Origin of the sequence: Cellulomonas sp. Root137 (assembly GCF_001426725.1) — a bacterium.
Lineage (GTDB): Bacteria > Actinomycetota > Actinomycetes > Actinomycetales > Cellulomonadaceae > Cellulomonas.
On sequence record NZ_LMFG01000004.1, the window covers coordinates 182,210 to 203,331 of the forward strand.

At 75.0% G+C, this 21,122-nt stretch carries 14 protein-coding genes; 2 read left to right on the forward strand and 12 right to left on the reverse strand.

Annotation, left to right across the window (positions count from 1 at the left end; genetic code table 11):
* Positions 1 to 25 precede the first annotated feature (25 nt).
* On the reverse strand, positions 26 to 1,168 hold the full coding sequence (locus tag ASD18_RS18390; RefSeq protein WP_056095722.1) for an IniB N-terminal domain-containing protein: 1,143 nt from the start codon (positions 1,166 to 1,168) through the stop codon (positions 26 to 28).
* Positions 1,169 to 1,593: 425 nt separating this feature from the next.
* Between ASD18_RS18390 and ASD18_RS18395 the strand changes: the two genes are divergently transcribed.
* A complete protein-coding gene (locus ASD18_RS18395) occupies positions 1,594 to 4,113 on the forward strand; it encodes a helix-turn-helix transcriptional regulator (RefSeq protein WP_156388086.1) in 2,520 nt (839 codons plus the stop codon).
* Positions 4,114 to 4,195: 82 nt separating this feature from the next.
* Positions 4,196 to 4,939 (forward strand): BTAD domain-containing putative transcriptional regulator, encoded by a 744-nt coding sequence (locus tag ASD18_RS18400; RefSeq protein WP_235522481.1) that lies wholly within the window; start codon positions 4,196 to 4,198, stop codon positions 4,937 to 4,939.
* On the opposite strand, the gene ASD18_RS18405 is transcribed toward ASD18_RS18400, so the two are convergent.
* The 11 genes from ASD18_RS18405 to ASD18_RS18455 are packed head-to-tail and all read right to left on the reverse strand — an operon-like array spanning position 4,922 to position 21,114.
* The gene (locus ASD18_RS18405; RefSeq protein WP_056095730.1) at positions 4,922 to 5,242 is read right to left on the reverse strand and encodes a hypothetical protein; all 321 of its coding nucleotides are present in this window, start codon (positions 5,240 to 5,242) and stop codon (positions 4,922 to 4,924) included. The two genes, ASD18_RS18400 and ASD18_RS18405, sit on opposite strands and share 18 nt — an antisense overlap.
* Positions 5,239 to 5,781, reverse strand: coding sequence for a hypothetical protein (locus tag ASD18_RS18410; protein ID WP_156388088.1), 543 nt, complete (start codon positions 5,779 to 5,781; stop codon positions 5,239 to 5,241). Before ASD18_RS18410 ends, ASD18_RS18405 begins: the two co-directional genes overlap by 4 nt.
* Positions 5,760 to 10,682: a hypothetical protein gene (locus ASD18_RS18415; RefSeq protein WP_056095738.1), complete on the reverse strand. Its 4,923-nt coding sequence runs from the start codon at positions 10,680 to 10,682 to the stop codon at positions 5,760 to 5,762. The genes ASD18_RS18410 and ASD18_RS18415 overlap by 22 nt, the downstream gene beginning before the upstream one ends.
* Positions 10,679 to 11,989: an ATP-binding protein gene (locus tag ASD18_RS18420; protein WP_056095741.1), complete on the reverse strand. Its 1,311-nt coding sequence runs from the start codon at positions 11,987 to 11,989 to the stop codon at positions 10,679 to 10,681. Before ASD18_RS18420 ends, ASD18_RS18415 begins: the two co-directional genes overlap by 4 nt.
* Complete coding sequence (locus ASD18_RS18425) at positions 11,986 to 13,215, reverse strand: contractile injection system tape measure protein (protein WP_056095744.1); 1,230 nt, start codon at positions 13,213 to 13,215, stop codon at positions 11,986 to 11,988. Before ASD18_RS18425 ends, ASD18_RS18420 begins: the two co-directional genes overlap by 4 nt.
* Complete coding sequence (locus tag ASD18_RS18430) at positions 13,212 to 15,248, reverse strand: hypothetical protein (RefSeq protein WP_056095748.1); 2,037 nt, start codon at positions 15,246 to 15,248, stop codon at positions 13,212 to 13,214. The genes ASD18_RS18425 and ASD18_RS18430 overlap by 4 nt, the downstream gene beginning before the upstream one ends.
* Positions 15,249 to 15,260: 12 nt before the next feature.
* On the reverse strand, positions 15,261 to 16,091 hold the full coding sequence (locus tag ASD18_RS18435) for a hypothetical protein (protein WP_056095751.1): 831 nt from the start codon (positions 16,089 to 16,091) through the stop codon (positions 15,261 to 15,263).
* On the reverse strand, positions 16,084 to 17,727 hold the full coding sequence (locus ASD18_RS18440; protein ID WP_056095754.1) for a hypothetical protein: 1,644 nt from the start codon (positions 17,725 to 17,727) through the stop codon (positions 16,084 to 16,086). The genes ASD18_RS18435 and ASD18_RS18440 overlap by 8 nt, the downstream gene beginning before the upstream one ends.
* Positions 17,724 to 20,426, reverse strand: coding sequence for a baseplate J/gp47 family protein (locus ASD18_RS18445; protein ID WP_056095757.1), 2,703 nt, complete (start codon positions 20,424 to 20,426; stop codon positions 17,724 to 17,726). Before ASD18_RS18445 ends, ASD18_RS18440 begins: the two co-directional genes overlap by 4 nt.
* Positions 20,423 to 20,842 carry a GPW/gp25 family protein gene (locus ASD18_RS18450; protein WP_056095760.1) on the reverse strand — a complete coding sequence of 140 codons (420 nt, stop codon included), beginning with the start codon at positions 20,840 to 20,842 and terminating at the stop codon, positions 20,423 to 20,425. Before ASD18_RS18450 ends, ASD18_RS18445 begins: the two co-directional genes overlap by 4 nt.
* Positions 20,839 to 21,114 carry a PAAR domain-containing protein gene (locus ASD18_RS18455; RefSeq protein ID WP_056095763.1) on the reverse strand — a complete coding sequence of 92 codons (276 nt, stop codon included), beginning with the start codon at positions 21,112 to 21,114 and terminating at the stop codon, positions 20,839 to 20,841. Before ASD18_RS18455 ends, ASD18_RS18450 begins: the two co-directional genes overlap by 4 nt.
* Positions 21,115 to 21,122: the final 8 nt, after the last annotated feature.

Genomic DNA, 21,122 nt, shown 5'->3' on the forward strand with positions numbered 1-21,122 from the left:
CGGGACCGGTCGGTGGTGCGTCGGGTCAGACGTCGACATCGACGAAGTCGTCGTCGGACTGGTCCGTGTACGAGCTGTCGTCGTCGATGAAGTCGTCGTCCGAGTTGTCGGTCGAGCTGTCGTTGCCCGAGTTGTCGACGTCGATGCCGTCGTCGTCGGAGTTGTCGGTGTGGTCGTCGATCGAGTTGTCGCTGTGGTCGTCGACCTCGCTGTGGTCGTCGACGGAGTTGTCCGTCTCGGAGTGGTCGTCGACGGAGTTGTCGGTCTCGGAGTGGTCGTCCGTCGAGCTGTCGTTGCCCGAGTTGTCGACGTCGATGCCGTCGTCGTCGGAGTTGTCGCTGTGGTCGTCGACCGAGTTGTCCGTCTCACTGTGGTCGTCGACGGAGTTGTCCGTCTCGGAGTGGTCGTCGACGGAGTTGTCGGTCTCGGAGTGGTCGTCGGTCGAGTTGTCGTTGTGCGAGTTGTCGTTGTCGACCCCGTCGTCGTCGGAGTTGTCGCTGTGGTCGTCCGTCGAGTTGTCGGAGTTGTCGTTGTACGAGTCGCTCGGGTTGTACGAGTCGGTGATGTTGCCCTGGTTCGAGTTGTCGGTGTTGCCGACGGAGTTCCCTTCGCCGACCACGTTCTCGTCGCCGACGACGACCGTGCCGGAGATGTCCCCGCCTGCCGCCACCCCGCCGCCGGACGCGACCACCGTGTCGAGGTCGAACATCTGGTGCACGTCGCCGTCCGCCCAGATGTTCTGGTTGACCGACGAGTCGACGATCGTGTCCCGGTCGTCGATCGAGGTGGTGTTGTACGTGTACGTCTGGAACACCTGCTGCAGCGCGGGGATCGCGGCGCTCACACCGACGCTCCCGCCTCCGGCCAGCGCCGCCGACGACCCTCCGTCGCTCGCGCCGCCACCGCCACCGCCGGCCGATCCGCCGCCGCCCGTGGACGACTGCGTGGCGCCGAGCGTGTTGCCGCCCGTGGTGTAGTCGCGGTCGAAGCTGGACGGCGACGCGTCCATCAGCACCGGCATGATGTCCTCGATGTCGACGGACGTGATGTCGCCGAGGCCGTGGTCCTCGAGCGTGCCCTGCGGGTCCCTGGCGAAGGCCTCGGCGGTCTCCGGGTCGCGCAGGAGGTTGAGGATGAAGTCGAGCAGGGTGCTCGCGACGCTGGACATGGTGTTCCTCTCGGTCGGAGTGCCGATCCCGGTCGGCTCACGTCGACGCTAGGGAGGCCGTGGCGGGTGTCCATCGGGGGCGTCCCCCCTCGCGCGACCGGGGCACTGGGGGTCCGGGGCGCCTGGTGACCGCGTGGCAGGGGGCGTGGGGCGTGTGCCGGCAGGGGTGAAATCGTCCGGGCCGCGATCGTCGGCACCCCGACGCACCGGACCCGGGGGAGCGGCCTGACCAGCGCCGATGCCCGCGGCGCGCGGCGCACGCAGGCCGTCGGGCATTAGGGGCAATAGGGACGGAAGGTGCTTTTCGCCCGACCGGAGAGCATCATGCGAGGGGGAGGGGGCCCGGCGACGTGGCCGAGCCCGCACCGAACGTACCGACGAGCCGTGCGGCATCGCGCGCGGTCGGCGCAGTGGGGGACGACGGCATGCACTCCGACGACGTGGGCGCCCGTGGGGTGGTCCAGGTGGAACGGTTGCTCCGGACCATCGAGGCGGATCCGCAGGCGCCACGGCTGGTCGCGGTCACGGGTCCGGGCGGGAGCGGCAAGACCCTCGCGCTCCGGTCGCTGCAGACCCTGTACGCGCGCAACGGGAACGGGCGGGGGCGTCCGCGCGACGACCCCGGCGACGGGCCGCTGATCGTCGACGACGTGCACGCGCTCGGTGACGACGCGGTGCGACGGATCGTCACCGCGGCACACCGCCCCGGGGCGCAGGTGACCGTGGCCTTCCGTCCGTGGCCCGTCGAGCGCGGCCTGGGCGAGCTGCGCGACCTCATCGGAGAGCACGGGACGACCGTCAGCCTCGACTCGCTGGACCGGGGTCAGGTCGAGGCCCGCGCGCGCCACCGCCTGGGCCGTGACCTGGACCGTGCGGCCGTCGACGCGCTCACGGCGTGCACCGGCGGCGTGCTGTGCCTCGTGGATGCGGTGCTCGACGGGGCCGACGGCGTCGGGCCCCAGCCGTGGGACCGTCCGGGCGTGCTCGCGGCCTGGGACCCGGTGCGGCGGCTCGCGGGGGTCGGGGACGCCGACCTGCCGCTCATGCGGGACGTCGTGCTGGCGATGTGCCTCGGCGCGCCGGCCGATCCCGGCACGCTGACCACCGTGCTCGGACACGGGCCCACCGAGGTGGCCGAGGCGCTCCAGCACGTCCGGGTCAGCGGCCTGCTGTGCCCGGACGGTTCGGTGGTCCCCGCCGTGCGCGAGGCCGCACTGGCCACCACCTCCCCGGAGCGCAGCGATTCGGTCCTGGCGAACGTGCTCGCCACGCTCGAGGACCACGGGACCCCGGTGCTCGAGATCGTCGGCCGCACCGCGGGCGTCACCGTCCACCACGCCCGGCTGGCCGCGCTGCGCACGCGCGCCGCGTACGAGCAGGTGGACCAGGACCCGGCGCGCGCGGCCAGCCTGTTCGCGGACGCCCTCGCCGCCGGCGCGGACGGCGAGGCCCTCGCCGTGGACCGTGCGCGCAGCGCCGCGCTGGCCGGGGACGTGCAGACCGCGACGAGGCTGGCCGACGAGGCGCTCGCGCACGCCACGGGCGCCCGGGCGGCCGACGCGGCGCGCGTGCTCGGTGCGGCGCTCGCGTTCGAGGGGCTGGAGAGCCACGCCGCTGCGGTCTACCGGCCGCTCGCGGACGCCGGCGACGTCGCCGCGGCACAGCTGTGGTCGCTGGCTGCGCTCGCGACCGGGCGTGCCGCGGGGCAGCACCCCGACTGGCCCGCGGACGGGCACCCGCCGAGCCTCGAGGACGGGTCGCGCGAGGCGATGGTGCGCGGCGTGCAGCAGTCGCTCGAGGGCGACGGGATGGTGGCGCTGCCGACCCTGCTCGAGTCCGCGGCGATGCTGCGCCCACGCGGTCGCGGGGCGTTGCTCCCCGACACCCCGGCGGCCCTCGCCGCGCTGGTGGCCCTGCACTGCGGCGCGAGCGTGCACGCGGTGACGACGCTGCGGGAGGCGATCGCGGCGGGGCTCGGTGGCCCCGTGGCGCAGCCGCGCCACCACCTGCTGCTCGCGTGGTCCTCGATGCTGGACGGGCGCCTGGACGAGGCGGCCGAGGCGGCGTCCCTCGCCGAGCGTGCAGCCGGTGGCCGGTACGGCACGCGCGACGAGCTGTTCGCCCGCGCGATCGACGTGGGGCTGGCGCGCCGGTCCAACGACCTGGCCGCGCTCGTGGAGGTGTGGCCGAGCGCGCTCGACGCGCTGGTGCGGCGGCCGCCGGACCTGTTCGGGCTCCTGCCGCTCGGCGAGCTCGCGGTGGCCGCCGCCCGGCTGAGCGAGGCGGACCGGGTGTCATCGCACCTCGAGCAGGCCGACGCACTGCTCGAGGGACTGGGCCACCCGGTCCTCTGGTCGGTCCCGCACCACTGGTACGGGATCCAGGTCGCGGTCGTGGCGGAGCGGCCCGACTGGCTCGAGCGCCACACCAAGCCCCTCGCCGCCGCGGCGCGGGAGAGCCACTACGCCGAGGTCCTCTCGGACGCGGCCCGGATCTGGCTCCAGGTCCTGGGTGCGCGGGTGGACCCGCCCGCCGTCGAACGGGCCGCCCGGAGGCTCGTCGGCGTCGGCATGGCCTGGGACGGGGCTCGACTCGTCGGGCACGCGGCCGCACGCACGCCCGACCGCGCGTCGATGGTCGGCCTGCTGCAGACCGCCCGGTCGATGCGGCCGGCGCGCGACGACGCACCGGCCCCGGCGCGTCGTCGCCCCCGCACGCCGGTGCCGACGCCCGCGGCGAAGCCGCCCCTCAGCGGGCGCGAGCTCGAGGTCGCGCGCCTGGTCGTGGACGGCCAGACGTACCGGCAGATCGCCGAGCGGCTGTACATCTCCCCGAAGACCGTCGAGCACCACGTCGCGCGCATGCGGCAGCGGCTGGACCTGCACTCCCGTGGCGAGCTCCTGGCCCACCTCCGTGGGCTGCTCGCCCAGGCCCCGGTCGGCTGACGCGGGCCGGCATCGGCCGCGGCGCACGCGTCGCACACATCGCGAGCGGTATCACACCGGTGAAGGGGGGCTCCTGGTGGACATGTACTCAGGGGGAGACATGTCGCAGGTCGCGCACGTCGACGGGCCACCCCGGGGACGGCTCACCCTGCTCGGTGGCTTCCTCCTCGCGATCGACGGTGTCCCGGCGAGCATCCCGGTGGCCGCGCAGCGACTGGTCGCGGTGCTCGCCCTGCGCGGCCGGTGCGGGCGCAGCCGGCTCGCCGGGGAGCTCTGGCCGGAGACCACGGAGGACCGCGCGCTGGCCCGCCTCCGCACCACCATCTGGCGAGCCCACCTGCAGGCGCCCGGGCTCGTCGCGCCGGACCACGACGCGCTCGCGCTCGCGGGGTCGGTCGACGTCGACGTCACCGACCTCGTGCGGTCGGCCCACGAGCTGATGGACGGCCGCAGCACCCTGCCCGTCGAGCGCGTGCTCCTGTACGTCGAGGGCGACCTCCTGCCCGACTGGTCGGACGAGTGGCTCACCGCGGAGCGCGAGCGCCTGCGCCAGCTGCGCCTGCACGTGCTGGAGACCGTGGCCGCCCGGCTCGCGGCCGAGGGGCTGTTCGGCATGGCGATGGAGGCCGCGCTCGCGGCACTGCGCTCCGACCCGCTGCGGGAGAGCGCCCACCGCGCGGTGATCCGGATCCACCTGGCCGAGGGGAACCTCGCGGAGGCGGTGCACGCCTACCGGCAGTGCCAGTCGCTGCTGGCCCGCGAGCTCGGCGTCGCGCCCTCGGAGGAGGCCGCGCGGCTGGTGGCCGCGCTACCCGCCCTCCGGTGACCTCCCGTCGGACGCCCGGCGCACCCGGTCGGTCGCGTCCCGCAGCGCACCGAGGACCGTCGCGCGGAAGCGCTCGCCCGGGTCGGGGGCGTCGACGAACGCCCGGCGGAGCCGGTCGGCCTCGGCCTCCGCGGTGGCGCGCACGTCGTCGTCGGCGGAGTCGAGCCGCGTCGCCAGGCCGCGCACCGCCACCTCGGCGTCGGCCAGCGCCGCGACCAGCCGCCGGGGATCGGCGAGCAGCTCGTCCGGTGTGCAGCCGACCCGGTCCGCCAGCCACGTCAGGCCGGGTCCGTGCTCGCTCACGGGCCGAGTCGGCCGGTCAGCCAGGCGGCCTGCTCCGGGTCGTGCGGCAGCCGCAGCGTCTCGGACTCGCCCAGCGGCGCGTCGACGGGCACCGGCCGTCCCCCGGAGTCCGCCCAGGCGATCCCGTCGACGAACGGGTCGGCGTCGGCCCGGCCCGTGACCTTCAGCTCGCCGCCGACGGTCTCGACGAGCAGTGCGGCGCCGAACGAGCCACCGTCGGTGTCGTACGCACCGCTCACGAGGGCGAGCCAGCCGTCGCCCGACGCCAGCCGGGCGACCGCGAAGAGCGTCGAGCCGGCACGCTCGCCCGGGTCCTTCGTCGCCTGCGGGGAGGTGCCGCCCGGCACGGCCGAGCGCCCTGCCTGCGGTCCGAGGGGTAGCCCGCCGCTCGACGCGTAGAACGCCGACGCCCGTCGCACCGCCTCGAGGTAGACGTCGTCGTCGGGTTCCCCCGACGCCGCGCGCAGGACCGCCGTGTCCGCCGCGAGGAACTCCTCCGCGAAGGCCACGACGTCGGTCAGCCGTTGATCAGTAGCCACAGGTCCGCTCCAATCGGCCACGTCCCGCCGGGTCCGACGGGATCGGTGAACTCCCACTCGTACATCACGCCGGTGATGCGCATGAGGTCGGGGTGCACCTCACCGGCGTTGATCTTGGCCCGGATCTCGGCGGCGAGGTCGCGTCCTGCATCGGCCGGGAACACTCCGGCCTGCGTGATCTCGGCCAGCGCCGCGGGGTCGAGCAGCGCGCCGAACGAGACGTTGACGGTCATCGTGAACGTCACCTCCGTGGCGTCGAGGCCGTTCTGCCGCGCCCAGTTGGCGATCTGCGTCCCGATCCGGCGCTCGGCGGCGCGCATGACGTTCTGGTTGTAGTGCGCGCTGGCGGTCACCAGGTTGCCACCCGCCGACCAGCCCGACCCGCTGAACTCGTCGGCGATGATGTGCGACCGGTCGAACCCGTTGTTGCTGCGGAACGCGGGTGAGTCCTCCGTCTCGCCGCGTCCCCGCTCGGACCGGAACCGCAGGTTCTTGCCCTCCACGCTGATGGTCAGTCCGGCATTGGTGTCGCGCGTGATGACGAAGTGCTGCCCCGCCTCGGTGTCGTAGGTGATCGTCCGCACCCCGTTGACGTCGCTGTACGCGATCGTCAGCGGCTTGAACCGTTCGTGGTCCGGCACCCTGCCGGTGGGCCACGTGATCGAGCCGCCGCCGGCGCTGCTCCAGCGGAACGAGATGTCCGCGACCTTGGTGCGCCACCGCTCCTGCACGGTCGGCCCGACGGTCGCCGCGGCGATCCGGGTCAGGGCCTCCGTGCGCAGGTTGGTCACCGCGGCCTGGCCGTACGCCTGCCGGAAGTTCCGCTGCACCGAGTGCGGTGGGCTCGTCTGCGTGAAGACGTAGGACGAGAACGCGCCGGAGTCGACGGACCGCTGCCCCGGTGCCGACTGGAAGTAGGGGAGCAGGAGCCGGTGCTGTCCCGGGTCGGCGATCACCGACTGCGCACCGGCCCCGCTGCCGTCGAGCACCGTGTCGGACCAGAGGCGGGTGTCCGACGGCTGGTTGCCGATGGTGAACTCGGCGAGCCGGGCGCGCCACCCGGCGAGGACCTCGTCGACGCGCCCGGACCCCTGCGTCGGCAGCAGGGAGGCCATGTCCGCGAGCCACTGCTCGGTGGCGCCCTCGCCCTCGAAGATGCCGAACAGCTCGTCGAGCATCGTCGCGACGGAGCGTTCCTCGGCCTCCAGCGCCGCGTCGGACGGTGGCTCCACCTCGTCGGTCGGGTTGGCGGTCGCCGCGACGAACTCGGGGGCGAGCGCGTCGGCCGTCGTCTCCGCGGTGCTCACGGCCGCGGCGAGGGCGTCGAGCTTGGTCGTCGTCGACGGCCGGATGGCCTCGGGCAGCTCGCCGACGCGTCCCCGCCACTCGGCGACCTTGCTCTCGATCGGCAGCACCGCCGACGCCACCATCAGGGTGGCCGACGTGCCCTCGACCTGGACGAACACCCGGTGCGACTCCCCGCCCGCGGAGAACCGCACCGTGGCGCCCAGCTCCTCGTCGTCGTTGCCGTCGCCCTCCTCGCCCTCCTCGCCGCCCAGGCCCAGCGCGCGCAGCAGGGCCCGGCCCCGCTCGGCGAGGAAGCCGATGACCAGGTCCATCACGGAGTAGACCCGGGCCTGGAGCGCGACGATCACCTCGGCGACCTGGTTGGGCAGGCCGCTCAGGCTCAGCAGGCCGGCGAAGAAGTCGATGACGGGCGGGATGAGCATCGCCAGCGACTGCTCGACCGCGTTGGCGAGGCCTCCGATGTTGCCGGCGACGACGTCGGCCATGCCGTTGACCACGGCCTCGACGAAACGGAAGATCCGCGCGGCGTTCCGGAACACCCATGCCGCCACGTCGTAGATCGCCTTGATCGCCTGCGCCGCGGCACCCGCCGGGTTGAGCATGCCGATCACCCGGATGACCACCTGGGTGATGAGCGTCTCGACGAGGTAGTCGATCGCCGCCTCGAGGATCGTCTGCACGATCATCTCGGGCGTCAGCTGCTCCTTGATCATGTCGACGATGCCCTGCGGCCCCTGCTCGATGAGCAGGGAGATCAGCTGCCACGCGGCCTCGATGATCTCCACGTTCTGCTCGCCGACGTGCCGGACGAGGATCTCCCGCACCCGCGGCCAGGTGATGCCCATGAGCTGGAGCGCGAACGTGAACAGCGACCGGGGGGAGAAGTCGGTCGGCATCGGGATGGGTGCCTCGAGGCCGGAGAACAGCCAGTTCCAGAACCCGGCGAGCATGTGCGTGCCGAAGTTGTCGAAGAACTGCTGGAAGCCCTGCTTGATCCCGGCGACGAGGTTGTTCGCGAAGCCCACGGGGTCGTCGGCGATGTCCGAGGCGACCTGCTGGATGCGTGCGACGAGGGCCCAGAACGCGCCCGGCGGGATGTTCACCAGGGTCAGGAGGCCGTTGATGATGGCCTTGACCGGGTCGTCGATGAACTCCTCGATCGCCGCGGCGATGCGTCCGAGGACGCCGCGCGCCGCGTCCCGGGCGGCCTCGGTGGCCTCCTGCGCCTCCGCGACCGCGGTCAGGGCGGCCCGCGAGACGTCCCGGACGAAGCTCGTCTGCGCCGCGGTGGCCTGGGCGCTGAGCCCGTCGAGCATGCCGCTGAACCGTGCCCGCTGCTGGGCGACCCACTCCGGGAACTGCTCCTCCATCTCGGTGAACGCCGCGTCGATGTCCTCCCGGGCCTGGGCGATGATCGCCTGGGCCGCGGCGACGACCGCGTTGACGTCGGTCGAGATCTCGAGCAGGAGCTCGCAGACGTCGTCGCCGAACTGCCGCTCGGCCCGGTCGTACTCCTCCTCCACCCACCCGGGCAGGCCGAAGACCGCGTCACCGATCCCGACGACGAACCCGTCGACGCCGGAGTGCCGCTCCTCGATCCACGCCGCCACGCGGTCGAGCGAGTCGTGGAACTCCTGCGACAGGCGCGTCAGCCCGGCGGTCCACCGCGCCATCGCGGTCCGGCTCAGCGGCTCGAGCAGCGTGGTGACCTGCTGCTGCGCGGTGGTGAAGATCGTGTCAGCGCGCTGGGCGACCGAGTCGCGGGTCTGCTCCTCGCCCTGCACGGCCTCGCCCTGGCCGCCGGCGACCGAGCCGACCGTGCCCGCCCGGGCGGCCAGGAGCGCCTGGGTCGCCCGGGACTGGAGCTCGGCCATGTCCGCCTGCGCGCTCGCGATCGCGGCGTCCTGCTCCGCGGCGAGCTCCTGGGGGGTCTGCGCGGCCAGCTCCCCGAGCTCTCCCCGCGAGTCCCGGACGGTGGCGAACGGGGCGTCCGGGATCTCCTGGGTCACGGGGGTGTCGATGCCGGAGTCGGCGATGCGCTGGTCCGTCGCCTCGACGTCGGCGTCGAGCGACAGGTTCTCCGCCGGGATCGGGTCGGGTGCGGCGCTCGCGGCGTCGACGCCCATGCCGGGGCTCGACGGGTCCGGGCTGACGACCGGCGTGGGGGTCAGCGCGGGCGACCCGGCCGGGGGGTTGTCGAGGTCCGCGTAGCTGCCCTGGACCTCGCCGACCTGCCCCTCGACGGACCCGGAGATCGTCTCGCCCGCGGTCTGCGCCGCGGCGGTGGGGTCGGCGGTGAGCAGGTCGTCCTCGTCGACGGGGCGCTGCTCGAGGATCGCGACCCGGATCCGTTCGCACAGCTCGACGATCTCCGGGCTCGGGGCGGGGCGCTCGCCGAGCGCGGCCGCCAGGTCCTCGCGGGCGCGGGCGGCCGTCTCCGCGACCGGCTCCGTGACCGCGCCGCGCGCGTCGGCGACGTTCTCCTCGGCGGTCGGGAGCGTCCGGGCCGCGGTCGCGGCGCCGCCCGCTCCGCCTGCGACGCCACCGGCTCGGGCCTTCGCCGCAGGCCCGGGCTCGGTCGGGGCGGGCGGCATGAGGAGCTCGACCTCGACGGCCGGTGCGGGTTCTCCCTCGGCCGCGCCCTCCGGCGGCTCGGCGGGTGCGGGTTCTCCCTCGGCCGCGCCCTCTGCCGGGGCCGGTTCCGAGGCGGCGGCCTCCTCGGCCGTGGGCACCACCGCGGGCGTCTCGGGCACCGTCGCCGCGACCGGTTCCGTCGAGGCGGCGGGAGCCTCTCCCGCGCCGGGGGCCGGCTGCGGGGGAGGGGCCGGCGGGGTGGGGTCGACCGCGCCGACGATCCCGGCCAGGGCGGCCCGGATCGCGGCGTCGAGCAGGGCGGCGGTCTCCGGGCTGTCGGGTCCGTACCGGCCGGGCGCGAAGAAGAGGTCCGTGTCGGAGACGAACGCCGGCGCGGACTCGACGGGGGAGTCGGGGTGCGCGCGCAGCCCGGTGACGTCCCAGCCGCGCAGCCCGCGGAACAGCTCGACGACGCGCGGCTCCAGCGGCAGCCCGGGAGGCAGCGCACCGTCGGGCAGCGCGATCGTGGCGCCGGTGTCCGTCCGGGACGCGGTCAGCCCCTCCGTCGCCGTGAGGGCCACCTCGGCGCCCACGGGGGACAGGTCGAGGGCGAGCGTCGTGCCGCGCAGGCTCACCGCGGGCGCGGCCAGCGCGCCGCCGTCCCAGCCGGCGACGGACCAGGTGGTCTCGGCCACCGGCAGGCCCAGGAGCGTCACGACGCCGCGCATGGCGACGGTGCCGTCCAGCGTCCCGTCGGCGCGGAACCCGGCCCGGCCGCTCAGGTCGACGAACGGTGCCGCTCCGGTGAGCAGCACGTGACCGCCGTCGACCCCCCACTCGGCGTGACGCGCGGTGAGGCCGCCCGCCGGCACACCGAGCTCGACGACGCTCTGGTCCGCGGCCGGACGCGGCACCCTGAGCAGCGGTTCGGGGGCGGGGGGTGCCGGGCCGGGGCTCGTCGCCCGGCTCGCGGCACCGTGCTCCGTCTCCGGAGCCGCGGCGACGGCCGGGGCACTCACCGGACCGTCCGTCCGGCCTTCTCGAACTGCCGGTGGATCCCGCTGACGAGGTACTCCTGGGTCACCACCCGTCCGTCGGCCGCCGCGAGGTAGGCGGCGTCGAGGCTCGCGTCCCGGATCTGGGCACCCGAGAGCGCGTAGCGCTGCGCGAGCGCGTCGAGGTCGACCGTGCGGGCCACCGGCAGCTCGCGCGGGAGCACCGACCGCCACAGCCGGGACCGTTCGCCCGGTCCGGGCTCCGGGAACTCGACCATGACGTGGATGCGCCGCTGGAACGCCTCGTCGATGTTGGACAGCAGGTTGGTGGTCAGGACGACGACGCCGGGGTGCGCCTCGATCCGGGACAGCAGGTAGGAGACCTCCTGGTTGGCGTACCGGTCGTGCGAGTCGCTGACCTCCGTCCGGCGGCCGAAGACCGCGTCGGCCTCGTCGAACACGAGCATGCAACCCTCGCGCACCGCCCGGTCGAACACCCGGGCCAGGGCCTTCTCGGTCTCGCCGATGTACTTGGACACCAGGGCCGACAGGTCGACGAGGTACGCGGGCAGCCCGGTGGAACGCGACAGGGCGGCCGCGGTCATCGTCTTGCCGGTCCCGGGCGGGCCGTGGAAGAGGGCGACCAGGCCGGAGGTGTTGTCGTGGTGCCGCCCGAACCCCCAGGTGTCGACGACGAGGTCACGGTGCGCGATGCGGTCCGCGAGGTCGGCGACCCGGCGCCGGGCGGGGCCGGGCAGCACCACGTCGTCGAGCGTGTGCACCGTGGCCAGCGGCCGTGCCGGGAAGTCCGCGGAGGCCGTCGCCGGCTCGGGCGGCAGACCGAGCGCCCAGCGGACCAGCGCTGGGTCCGCGCGAAGCCGGCCCGACAGGTCCCCGGGTGGGTCGAGCGTGAGCAGCCCCGAGGCGAGCAGGGGGGCCCCCGACGACAGCAGGGCGGCGGCGTCGAGCCGGCCGGCGAACGTCCGCGCGACGAGGGTCCGGGCCACCTCGCCCGTCAGCCCCACCGCGTCACGCCGGTCGGTCAGCTCGGCGAACCGGAGGTCGAACTTCTCGTCCACGTGCGGCGCGATCGCGGCGACCAGCACGAGCGCCTCCGCGGCGGACAGCCCGGCGTCGGCGATCACCCGGGCCAGCGGCGCCTGCCCCCGGTACCGCGCGAGGTCCGGGATGCCCTCGTCCGCGGCGTCGAGGCCGAGCAGCCGACCGGCCGGGCCGGCGCGCCGTTCCTCGAGCCGGACGGCGACGACCGCCTCGAGCGCCTCCAGCGCGGTCCGCAGCTCGGCCGCGTACCGAGCGGGCTCGGCGGTCATGGCCGAAACCGGACGGACAGCACGGGGGTCCACGGGAGGCGCAGCACACCGAGCGGGTAGGGGAGCAGCGGCAGCACGACGTCGAGGGGCGCGGTCCGCGCGACGAGCACGGCGGGGTCGTGGTCGACGTCGAGCAGGCCCGCGCGCAGCAGCCAGGAGGCGCGCACGAACCCGTCGGACGAGCCCTCGAACCCGGGCAGCAGGGCGACGAACCGGTGCAGGACGTCGTCGGCCGCCGCGCGCACCTCGTCCGCACGGCCGAGCGGGACGAGGACCGCAGCCGGCGCGGCGTCCTGGGGCGCCCCCGCGAGGAAGCGCACGAGCGGGTCGTCGACCAGGTCGGGGTCGTCGGGGTCGGCGAGCGCGGCCAGCGCGACCCGGCGTGCGTGGCTGGGCTCGGCTCCGGGGTGCAGGTCGGAGGCGAGCCGGCACAGGTCCACCAGCCACGGGTAGGTCAGGACGAGGCCGGCGCAGCGGGTGACCCCGGTCGGCACGACGTCGGCGTCGGTCGCGACCGGCCCGGACAGGGCGTGCAGCGCGCGTGCCGCCGCGGCCACCGTGTGGGCGGCGGTGGTGGTGACTGTGTCGTCCGGGATGTCGTCGCCGCGCTCGGTCGCGGGAGCGGGCTCTCCGGCGCGCGCGGGCACCGGGCGACCCGGCGGCGCCACGGTCGGCGCGGCGCCGGGTCCGGTCCCGGGGAGCCCGAACCTGAGCCGGCCCGCCGCCCGCTCCAGGGCCGCGACGAGCGTGCGGGCGCGCTCCGGGCCGACGAGCCGCAGCACGGCGGCTGCGACGTCGGGCTCGGTGAGGGCACCGACCAGACCCGGCGGCATCGGCGTCCCGCTGCCGGCCGCGAGCCACGCCGACACGGCGTCCGCGAGGGCGGCGAGGTCGGGGGCTGCGCGCACCGGCGGCGTGCCGTCCGCGGCGGGGAGCGGGTCGGTCCCTTCGCCGGCAGGGTCGCCGTCGTCGGCTGCTCGGGCGCGCAGCCGGGCACCCGCCGCGAGCGCCGCCTGCCGGATCCCGTCGGCCCACAGGATCGCGAGCGTCGCGTCGTCGTGGTCGCCCGGGTCGGGGAGCAGCACCGTGAGCCGGTCGAGCTCCACGTCCGCCAGGTCCGCGAGCGCGCGGTCCAGGGCGCCGGGCAGGGTCCGTGCCGCGACCGTGGCGAGCCGGCGCGCATCGCCTCCGCGGATGCGCAGCCGGTCCACCACGACGTCGGTCATCCGAGCATGCCCTTCATCGCGTTCAGCTGGCCGTCCAGCTCCTTGCCCAGGGACGCGTCGATGCCGGCGGACTTGATCGCCGTGCGCAGCGTGCCCATCAGCCGGACCGCCGCCTCGCCGATCGCCTGCGGCTCCCCGCCGGCCGCCGCCTCCTCGAGCGTCGAGGTGGCACGCGTGGCCTCCCCGATGTGCCGCCCGAGCGCCTCCTCGTTCTCGGGCGTGACCAGGGTTGCCAGCCCGTTGGCCAGGCTCCCGGCGAACTCGACCATCCCCTGCGCGATCCCGGTGTCCAGCTGTCTCGTGGCGCGGGTCAGCCCGACACCCCTGACGATCACGTCGAGCTGGCCGTCGTGCACGGCGAGGCGCTGCTGCATGTCGTCCAGCCGGAGGTTGCCGATCTCGAGCTCGACCCGCGACCGGACCTGCCCCTCGATCGTCGCCCCCAGGTCCTTCTGCCACTGCTCGGTCGTCTGCTGGAAGCCCTTGAACCCGACGATGTCCTGGGCCAGACCTCCCACCTGGGCGGTGACGACCTGGAGGCCCCCGGCCTGCACCTCGGTGGCCGCGAGCGCCTCGGTCGCCATGCTGGTGACGGCCGGCAGCGCGGTGCCGAGCTCGCGCGCGCTGTGCGCGGCGGGGATCCGCCCCAGCGCGGTGACCTTGTTGTTGGTGCCCGCCGTGAGCACGATCGTGTCGGCCTTGTTGAACGACGCTCCCGGCGTGTAGCCCGGCTGCGCCGCGGCCTGTGCGGCCGTGAGCACCAGGACGTTCGGCGTGCCGCCGAGCTCGGTGACCTTCGCCTCGAAGGACGACTTCGCGATCCCGGCGTCCCGGCCGAGCGCGGGCAGCCCTCCGATGACCTCCGTGCCGAAGTACGACCACGGGTCCGTGTGGTAGAGGTCCGTCACGACCTCGTCGATGTGCAGGTACACGTCGGGCGGGTTCCAGATGGGCCCGAGCGGATCGATGTGCCAGGGCTCCGCCCACTCGTCGGGGAACTCCAGCGGGGGGTAGTAGATGTTCTGGCAGGTGCCGCCCACGAGGATCATCCCGTGCGGGCAGAGAGGGAAGACGATGATCGGGCCGTCGTCGTCGTCCTCCACGGGCGGCGGGTCCGGCGGCGCGTACCCGGAGATCAGGCTCTCCACCAGGTCCACCCAGACACCGCACGGTGAGCTGCAGCCGCCGCCGGTGAGCGCGAGGCTCAGCCCCTTCGGCGGCTCCCACGCGTGCCGGTAGGCGCAGTCCCACACCCACGCGCTGCCCACCAGACGCACCCAGCCGAGCACGACCCCGGGCCGCGTGGTGGTGCGGTCGCAGTCCGTCGACATCAGCGCCCGGCAGCGCAGCAGGTCGAGGGTCGCGAAGAGCACCTGGTTGAGGAAGCCGGCCTTGTACCCCTTGACCCCGGCGAGGTCGGCGGGCGCGATCGACGTGCCCTGGAGCTTGGTGATCAGCGCCGGGTTGATCAGCGGGCTCCCTCCGTTGTTCAGCCGCGCGACGAGCGCGTCCCGCAGGGTCACGTAGGAGCCCTGCGGCGCGGACGTGAGCGAGAGCCGCATCGGCTCGACGGTGAGCAGGGTCTCGTTGGCGAAGTCGAAGCGCGGACCCGTGATGCGGCCGGCCACGACCCGCAGGGCGACCGCGCGGGTGTGCAGCTCGGCGTGCCCCTCGCAGTCGGCCTCTCCGCAGTCGGGCGCGGGCTCGGCGGTGTCGGTCGACTCCAGCACGACGGAGAACCCGCCGGCCGCGGGGGCCACGAAGTCGAACGAGCCGGACGAGAGCGCTGGCGGCAGGGCGATCGACTGGGGCGCGGGCAGGATCAGAGGCTCGCCCGTCTGGTCGATCGCGAGGCCCCCGTCGATGGTGAGGGTCGTGCTGGTCACCACGCCGCCGAGCCCGCAGTTCACCCCGAAGCCGACCAGGCGGCCGAGCAGCCTCGAGCGGCCGTTGGTGAAGGCGCGCAGCTGGTTGAGGTCTGCGGCGGTGAGGGTCTGCCCGCCGTCGAACACCGGGTACTGGTTGTCGGGCATGGTGGCGCTCCTTCAGTCCTCGCTGGGCAGGTGCCCGACGTCGAGCCGGTCGATGCTGCGGCCCTCGTCGATGCACTCCCAGATCCGGATGCCGTTGGCGTGGTCGATGAACGAGGTGATCGAGCAGAGCAGGGCGCGCAGGTCCGCCCGGTAGAGGTCGACCGCCGCCTGGAAGGCCGCGACCTGCTCGGGGGTCGGGTCGGCCGGCAGCACGGGCGGGTCCGGGACGGCGAAGTCCGGGTGGGTCCAGCAGACGCGCAGCAGCACGTGCGCCGGTGCGTACCAGTCGACGAACTCCGCGGCCTCGTGGCGTCGGCGGTAGTCGGAGAACTGCGACGTCGACGGGACGAAGAGCGTGCCGGTGAGCTCCGGGTCGACGATCTGCGGGCCGGGCACCTTGAAGTGCTCCAGCAGGTACGGCCGCGCATCGGCGGCGATTCCGAAGGCCAGGCAGAACCAGTCGAGGAACCCGCGCGGCGTGCCGCGGCGCCGCCAGATCCGGGCCGCCTTGGCCAGGAACGTGCGCCGCTGCGCGACACCGGCCTCGTCGAGCCCCCACGACGCGGGGAAGGCGAACGCGGCCCACGTGGCCACCTCGTCGTAGGCGGACAGGTACGCGTCGACGAGCGCGTCGCGTCCGGCGTCGAGCGGCAGGTCGGTGGGCCAGCGCAGCGCGGCCTCCGGGCCCAGCACGAGCGACAGGTCGTCGAGCCGCTCGAGGTACGCGTGGTTGAGCTCGTCGGCCAGGCCGAGGAACGCGTCGATCTGCGCGAACGACGCCGCGTCGTCCTGGTAGACGGCCGGCAGGTACTGGGCGAGGCGGGTGTAGTCGGCGCTAGCCATCGCTGCACCCCCCGGAGAGCGCGAACCGTACCCGCAGGCACTGGACGTCCGCGAGCTCGGGCACGCAGTCGGCGTCGAGCGGCACCGACCCGGCGGTGGACCCGACGAACGGCCCGGTGCCCGCCCGGATCGACAGCAGCTCGACGCCGAGGATCGCGGGGTCGGCGACGATCGCGGCGACCACCTCGGTGAACCGGATCGCCTCGCCGGGCGTCCACCCGGCGGTCGGCTGGTCGACGCGCGGCCACGGCCCGTCGATCAGCGGCCCCGTCGCCGGGGCCGGTCGGCTCTCCGGGCGGCCCGCCGCGAAGTACGCCGCGACGCGTGCCAGCGCCCCGCCGACCGTGCTCGCGCGGTCCGCGCCCACACCGGTGACGAGCGTGCCCTGGAGCACCACCGGGCAGACCTTCAGCAGCGTCGCCCCGACCTCGTCGCAGATCATCCGCCGCGGGTCGAGCGGGTCGAGGGTGTCCTGCCAGGTGGGGTGCGGCTGGTCGACCTCGGTGCCGACCGCCGTGCGCAGGACGTCGGTGAGGAACACGGGCGTGGTCGCCCAGGAGGCCGCGGGCACCTCCGGGGGCCGGGACATCCGCTCGACCACCAGCGTCACCGACCCCGCCGTGGGCACGGCGATGGCCTGGGGCCGGCCGTCCCACCCGATGCCGACCAGCCGGCCGGGCACCGCCCACGCCCGCAGCACCTGGGGGTGCGTCCGGGCGCGCCGCGCGTAGTCGGCGTCGGTGACGGGCTCGCACGTGAGGGCCTGGAGCGGGTGCGGCGGCCAGACCCGGGACGCACCGTCGGTCTCCTCGAGGTCCTCGGGGACCACGCCCAGCGGGACGGGTGCGGCGGCCATCGCGAGGTCCACCTCGTCGGGGGACAGGCCGGCGGTGGCGAGCTCGGCCCGGACGACGGTGGCCGCCGGGGCCGTGGTCGCGGCGAGGATCGCGTCGAGGCGGTCCAGCATCGCCGCGGCGGACCGGCGGCGGCGCTCCCGCCGGACGACCGCGGCGAGCTCGTCCGGCCAGAGCGGGAGCACGACCGCGAGCTCCGTGGCGGCGCGCGCGTCGCGCTCGGCGACGCTCCCGCCGGTGGTGCGCTGCGCGTCGACGGCGTCGGCGACGACGTCCGTGAGCTCGTGCGCCAGCCGGCGCACCAGCCCGGCGCGCAGCAGCGCCACCGCCACCGGCGTCTGCGCGGCGGTGAACGTGCCGGTCCAGGGCGCGCGCGAGAGGAGCGCGAACGCGTCGCCGGGCGACGCGCACCGGCGCACGAGCGGTTCGAGCACGCGGGCGACGGAGCGCGCGGGGCTGCCGGGCGCGGGGGACGCGAGCACGTCCGCGACGACGGCGGTCGCACCCGGTGGCAGGGTCGCGTGCCAGTGCCGGTCCGGCGCGGGCTCCCACGCGGCGACCTCGAGCGGCCACGTCGAGGGCCGGGTGGCGGTGCGGTAGTGCAGGTCGGCGAGCCCGAAGGCGGCCGCCTCGGCGAGGGTCACGCCGGGATCGATCGCGTTGTGGTCGCTCCACGTCGTGGCCGAGCCTGCGCCGAGCGCGGCCATGAGCCGCACGCGGACGCCCTCCCAGTCGGCGTCGGGGGCGACGGGGGTGAAGGTGCGGACCGGTTCGACGCTCACAGCTGCTCCTGCACGGCGATGGTGTGGGCGGCGGACGAGCAGAACAGGCCGCGGCACGCGTCGACCTCGACCAGCTCCGTGACCAGCCCGTCGGGACCGCGCAGCGTCACGGTCTGCACCGTGTCGACCTCGGGCAGCCCGTCGAGGAACGCCTCGAGGGAGGACCGGAACAGACCGCGACCCCACCGGGTCGGCGTGGTGCTGCCCGGGTGCAGCCAGGCCTCCAGCGCGGTCTCGACGGCGGAGCGGCCGGTCAGGGCCGCGACCCCGCGGCGCAGCAGGATGCTCGTGGTCACCTGGACGGGGGCGAACAGTGCGCACAGCACGGTGGGCTCGGCGTGCAGGCCGGTCATCGGCGCGAGCACGTCGGTGATGCGGCCCGCGAGGCTGACCGAGGGGCGCGGCGCGGGGTCCAGCGGACGGTCGGGGAGGACCACGAGGCCGACGCTGCCCGGGCGCCGCACCCCGCCCGGTCCGGTGTGCGGCAGGCAACGCACGGCCGCCACCTCGGGGAACTCGACGGACACGACCTCCTCGTAGTCCCACGCCGTCACCGCACGCCCGCGGTGCCGGGCGAGGGCGGACGCCCGTCGGCGGTAGGCGACGTCGCCCTCGGGTCCGCGACCCCGGACACCGGCGAGGTTGGTGACCTTCTTGACCCCGGGGACGGGCCACAGCGTGCCCTTGATGGTGCCGGGCGGCAGGGCGGTCGCCGGGCTCGGGTCGGCGGCCGGATCGGGCGCCTGACTGAGGTAGGTGGCGACCACCGCGTCGGGGGTCACGGACGTGACCACCCCCACGCGGTCCGGGGCGTCGGTGACCAGCCGCACCCAGCGTCCGGTGTCGGCGGACACCGCCGTGCAGCCCACCGCCCAGGTGAGCGGGGCGACGAAGCGCAGCAGGCCGGACTCGCGCAGCAGGCGGGACCCGTCCGCCACCGGCAGCGGGTGCCACGCGGTGCCGCCCCACCACTCCCAGCGCGCACCCTCCGGGTCCGAGCTGGAGCCGCACGGCGCCGCCGACTCCACCCCGAGGTACACCGAGACGGTCGACCCGAGTGCGGCGTCGGGCAGCTCCAGACCGATCGCGACCATGCCGGTGTCGCCCGTCGGGGAGACCGACCGGGTGAACGGCTGGAACGCGCCCGACCCGGACTGGGTCGTCGTTGCCCAGCCGTTGAGCGCCTCGACCTTCGTCGCCGCCACCGCGGCCGTCGTGTACGTCAGCGTGATCCGGGAGACGATCGGCGGGACCGGCGGCGTGGGCATGGTCGGCGTGTCGCCCGCCACGGCACCGGTGGCGAACGCCGCGATCTTCTCCTGGTACTCGGTCCACCCGAAGTCGCCCTCCGAGAGGAAGGCGCGCACCAGGTGCCCGCGCTCGCCGCCGACCACGGTGGCCTCGGAGGCGATGGCGCCGCTGACGGTCGCGGCCGTGAACCCGGTGAGCTGGGCACCGACGTCCTTGAACGTCTGCCAGTCGCCGTCCACCCGGCGCTGCCACTCCACGTGCGGCGTCGACGAGGTCGAGACCAGGCCGGCGACGTGGTCGAACGCGTCCTGGACCTGCTCGGAGATCGTGCCGCCCCAGCTGTCCTGCAGGTAGCTCATGCTCACGGCGATCTGCTCGGCGACGTAGCCGGGGACGCCGCTGCCGCCGACGGCGGAGGTGAGCGTCGAGCCGCCCTCCTGCATGACCTGGATCGACACGGTCACGGTGGCGAGCGGCTTGCCGAACGCCTCGTCGCTGCGCAGGTAGAGGGCGTCACCCCGCTTGGCGACCGCCCCGAACGGCTGGATCTCCTTGGTCACGTCGAGGAGGCCGTCGTTGAGGTACGCGGCCTGCGGTGTGATCGCCGTCCGGCCGGTGACCTGCAGCTTCGCCTGCGTGAACGCGAGCGCGGTCGGCAGCGCGTGCTCGGGCGGGATGCTGGCCTCGAGCCACGGGTCTCCCGCGACGTCGTCGGGCAGGCCGCACCCGAGGGTCAGCACGACCGTGACCTGGTTGCCGACCACGAAGCCGGCACCTAGCCCGACCGACCCGTCCGCCCGCGGGTAGCGCCAGATCGCGGCGGCGAGGCCCGCGGCGGACGCAGCCCCCGTGAGGGTGACGCGGACGGTCATGACCCCGCCCTCGAACGCGAGCACCGGGCTGGACAGGCGCAACCGGTGCGGTGCGGGGATGCCGGTGGACACGGTCAGCGGGTACGGCTCCGCCTGCGCGATCCGGCCGGGGAGCCCGGTCGGGTGGCCGCCCGGCGCCAGGCCGCGCACCGCGGTCACCGTGGCGCCGTGCGCGGTGAGCGCGTCGTCGGTGGTGTAGCGACGCTCGGTGCCGAACGCGTCCTTGCCGCCGCGCAGCACGGTGCCCTTCGCGACGACCGCGGGCGCCAGCTTCGGGTCGACCGTCGCGTGCGCCACCACGGTGTCCGGCAGCACGGGCAGCCGCGGGATCGCGAGGATCCCGTCGAGCCAGTCGAGGTGCGCGCGGTCGGGGAGGGTGTCGCCGTGCGCGTCGAGCTCGGGGTACTCGTGCGCGAGCGCGTCGAGCAGGGCGCGGTCGGGGTCGCCCGGACGGGACAGGTCGGCGTCCTGCGGCCCGGTGAACAGGACGTCGCGCCAGGTGTGGTCCGCGTCGTAGGGGGCCAGGCCGGCGGCGCGGGCCAGGGCCGCCCGGACGTCCTCGGGGGCGCGGCTCACGACGGACCCGCCACGAAGAACGGGATCACGAGGTTGTCCGGCCGCGAGTGCCGGTCGAGGCGGTACGCGATGCGCACGTCGATCCGCTCGTCGGCCTCGCCCGCGGGGACCGCCTCGACCGCGTCGACGATGACCCGGGGCTCCCACAGCAGCAGCGCGCGCTCGACGTCGTGCGCGAGCCGGTAGCAGACGTCGGTGGTCCGCGGCTCGAACACGTACCGGTCGACACCCGCCCCGAGCGTCGGCCGCATCACGCGGGCGCCCACCTCGGTGCGCAGCAGGACGCGCATGGCCTCCTGGACGTGCGGGACGCCGTCGGAGGTCGCCAGCACCGCCGCGGCGGCACCCTCGGCCAGGTCCCAGCGCGGCGGGAACCCCCAGCCGCGCCCGAGGTGCGGGTCGTCGCCGTAGGTCATGCGATCACCACCGTCGGGCAGCCCACCGCGACGCTGGCGCCGCACGCGCACGCGTCCGAGGCGCGCAGCGCCGGTCGCCCCGAGATCATCACCGTCGCCGACCCCGCGACGAACGGCGTGGACGGCAGGTGGGAGGGCGGGGGGATCGGGCACGCGTGCATGTCACCGAGCACCGCGGCCGGCATCCCGCCCACCAGCACCGTCGCCACGCCGGGGCCCACGACGGTCCCGCCGTGCACCGTGGGGTCCCCGACCCGTGCTGCGCCCGGCATGGTGCCCC

Bases quoted from the DNA above. Each gene is read 5' to 3' on its own strand.
- ASD18_RS18395 (WP_156388086.1), top strand. From the start codon at position 1,594: ATGCACTCCGACGACGTGGGCGCCCGTGGGGTGGTCCAGGTGGAACGG.
- ASD18_RS18400 (WP_235522481.1), top strand. From the start codon at position 4,196: ATGTACTCAGGGGGAGACATGTCGCAGGTCGCGCACGTCGACGGGCCA.
- ASD18_RS18430 (WP_056095748.1), bottom strand. From the start codon at position 15,248: ATGCCCGACAACCAGTACCCGGTGTTCGACGGCGGGCAGACCCTCACC.
- ASD18_RS18435 (WP_056095751.1), bottom strand. From the start codon at position 16,091: ATGGCTAGCGCCGACTACACCCGCCTCGCCCAGTACCTGCCGGCCGTC.
- ASD18_RS18390 (WP_056095722.1), bottom strand. From the start codon at position 1,168: ATGTCCAGCGTCGCGAGCACCCTGCTCGACTTCATCCTCAACCTCCTG.
- ASD18_RS18420 (WP_056095741.1), bottom strand. From the start codon at position 11,989: ATGACCGCCGAGCCCGCTCGGTACGCGGCCGAGCTGCGGACCGCGCTG.
- ASD18_RS18425 (WP_056095744.1), bottom strand. From the start codon at position 13,215: ATGACCGACGTCGTGGTGGACCGGCTGCGCATCCGCGGAGGCGATGCG.
- ASD18_RS18450 (WP_056095760.1), bottom strand. From the start codon at position 20,842: ATGACCTACGGCGACGACCCGCACCTCGGGCGCGGCTGGGGGTTCCCG.
- ASD18_RS18455 (WP_056095763.1), bottom strand. From the start codon at position 21,114: ATGCCGGGCGCAGCACGGGTCGGGGACCCCACGGTGCACGGCGGGACC.